A 2,755-nucleotide genomic window follows, 5' to 3' on the forward strand; every position below is an offset into this window, starting at 1 on the left:
CTCGAGCGGGCGGTGGGGTTCCGCCGGGAGGGTGACGGTGACGGCGTCCCCGGGACGGACCACGCCCCCGGCGCGCACGACGCCCATGACGCCCGCCTTGCGGATCACCTCGCCCGCCTCGTCGCGGCCGACGACCTCCTTGAGGAGCCCGCGCTGGAAGTTGTCGATCTGCAGGCAGGGGTTGCGCAGCCCGGTCACCTCGACGACCGCTTCCGCGCCGAGCCGCAGCAGCGTGCCCGTCGGCAGCCCGAGCAGGTCCACACCGCGGGTGGTGATGTTCTCCCCGAGCTCGCCCGGCGCCACCACGTACCCGGCCGACACGACCTCGTCGAAGAGCTCCGAGTGGATCAGGTGCACCTGCCGCAGGTTCGGCTGCGTGGGGTCCTGCCTGACGCGCGACCGGTGCTTCACCGTCACGCCCGCGTGCACGTCGCCCTCCACCCCGAGCCCGGCGAGCAGCGTGATGCTCTCCCGGTTCGGCTTGGTGAAGCTGTACTCCTCGTTGCGGCTGACCGCCACCACCGTCGCGTCCACGGGGAATCCCTCTCGCTTCGTGTTCCGGGCAAGGATCCTATGCGGCAGCCGAGTTGAACCGGAGGGGGCCTCCCCGGCCCGGACCCGCCCCCGGTGGAGGCCGGGTCCGGGGGCGGTCCCGGGGCGGCGGGTCAGGACGTGCGGCAGACCGTGCCGTTGAGGGTGAACGTCGTCGGCGCCGGGTTGGCCCCGTCGTTGGCGCCGACGAAGCCGAACGTGGCGGTGGAGCCGCCGCGCGGGGCCAGCACCGCGTTCTGGCCGTTGTCGGTCACGTGGACGCGCGTACCGGAGCCGGTGACCTTGGCGTTCCAGGAGCTCTGCACCGACTGTCCGGTGGAGGGCCAGGTGAAGTCCAGGCTCCAGCCGTTGATCGTGGAGTCACCGAGGTTGGAGACCGTGACGGACGCGACGAAGCCGTTGCCCCAGCCCGTGTCCACCCGGTAGCTGACCAGGCAACTGCTGTCCTTCGGCGCCGTGGTGGCGAAGGTCACCGGCTCCGAGGGCCGGGAGAGCCGGCCGTCGGCGTCCCGGGCGAGGACGTTGACGGTGTGCTCGGAGCCCGGCGGCAGGTTCCGCAGCGTCGCCGAGGTGGAGGTGGAGGTCGCCAGCAGCTGGGCGTTGGTGCCCAGGCGCTCGTACACCTCGTACCGCACCGCCTTGCCCCGGGTGGGCGCCGTCCAGCTCACGGTGGCGGTGGAGCTGTCCGCGGCGGTGACCTCGGGCGCGCCGGGCGCGCCGACCGAGGCGGCCGCCGAGTGCGGCGAGACGGTCACCGTGGTGATCGAGTACGGCGGCAGCTCCTGCACGCCGCCGCCGGTGGCGGGCACCCGGGTGACATCGGTGTCACCACGGGCGTAGCGGTGCACGACCGGCGCCTGGGCGGTGGGCGTGAACCCGGCGTAATCGATGTCCGCGGTCCGGGAGTTCTCCGGGTCCTTGTTGATCAGCATCACGCTCAGGGTGCCGTCGGCGCGGTGCACGGCGTGGGCGGAGACCTGGTCGTCGCTGGTCGACGAGGCCACCATGGTGTCGCCCGGCCTGCCCAGCGTGGTGAGGGACTTGAGGCCGAAGTACGGGTGGAAGGGCGTGTTGACGGCCGGCTGGCAGACGTCGCCGACGCATCCGCCGCTGGAGAGCAGGCCGAAGTCGTTGAAGTCGGTGTCGCCGTCCACCGTATCGATCTTGGTGGGGCCGTTGTGGACGTTCCACCAGTCGACGTTGAAGACGCCGTTCTCCAGCGCCGTCATGTAGGTGTCCGCGGCGAACAGGCCGTTGGGGCGGCTGTTCATCTGCACGTTGGAGTTGACCTCGGTGAGGGCGATGCCGATCTCCGAGGAGCGTGCCCCCGCGTAGCGGTCGATCTGCCGGCGGACCTCACGGAGCTGTCCGGGCAGCCGGGCGGTCCGGTCGAGGGCCTCGTCGGCGGTGGCTCCGCCGGGGTAGGAGTGCACGATCACGAAGTCGACCGTGCCGGCCACCGCGGACAGGACGGTGTGGTTCCAGTCGGCCGAGTCGCCCTCGCCGACGATGCCGTCGGGCCAGTCGCCCGGCGTGGTCAGGACGGCGCCGATCTCGATCGTCGGGTCGACGGCCTTCATGGCCTCGGCGTAGGCGAGGACGTTGCGCGCGTACTCCCGGGGGCTCTTGTCCGGGTGGTCGTCGGCCTCCCAGCCGCTGCCGTAGTGGCCGTTGCCGTAGATCTCGTTGCCGATCTCCCAGTACTTCGCCCCGTACCCCTTGGTGACGTTGGCGTACCGGACCCAGTCCGCCGCCTCCTGCGGGGTGCCGGTGCCGTAGTTGGCGATGATCATCGGCTGGCCGCCGGTGGCGCGGACGCTGCCCATGAACTCGTCGAAGGTGGTGCCGGGAGCCACGTAGCCGCCGGGGGCGGTGTGGTCCTTCCAGTGGTAGATGTCGCCGTAGGAGCCGCCCGGGTAGCGCATCACGCCGACGCCCGCGTCGCCGAGCAGGCCGGTCACCTCGGGGTCGTTCATGTGCGAGTCCCACAGCGCGTGGTTGACCCCGAAGGCCGCCTTGCCGATCGTGCCGAGCCCCACCCCCGCGTTGACGGAGACCTCGACGGACGCCGCCCCGTCGGCCCGGCCGTCGGCCTGGCCGGCGGCCGCCGGGGCCGGGGGGACGGCGGCGAGGGCGGCGACGGTGGCCAGGGCGCAGGCCAGGGCGGCGGCCGGGCGTCGGTGACCACCCCCGGCGTCCCGGT

At 72.5% G+C, this 2,755-nt stretch carries 2 protein-coding genes; both read right to left on the reverse strand.

The features are described from left to right. A partial coding sequence (locus A2U95_RS14800; protein ID WP_240957330.1) for an MOSC domain-containing protein occupies positions 1-534 on the reverse strand: 534 nt, incomplete at its 3' end. A 131-nt stretch (positions 535-665) separates the two neighbouring features. Next, positions 666-2,714 (reverse strand): cellulose binding domain-containing protein, encoded by a 2,049-nt coding sequence (locus A2U95_RS14805; RefSeq protein ID WP_166025224.1) that lies wholly within the window; start codon positions 2,712-2,714, stop codon positions 666-668. Between the last annotated feature and the right edge of the window lie 41 nt (positions 2,715-2,755).

The sequence above is a fragment of the Streptomyces chilikensis genome (genome assembly GCF_001642695.1).
Taxonomy (GTDB): domain Bacteria; phylum Actinomycetota; class Actinomycetes; order Streptomycetales; family Streptomycetaceae; genus Streptomyces; species Streptomyces chilikensis.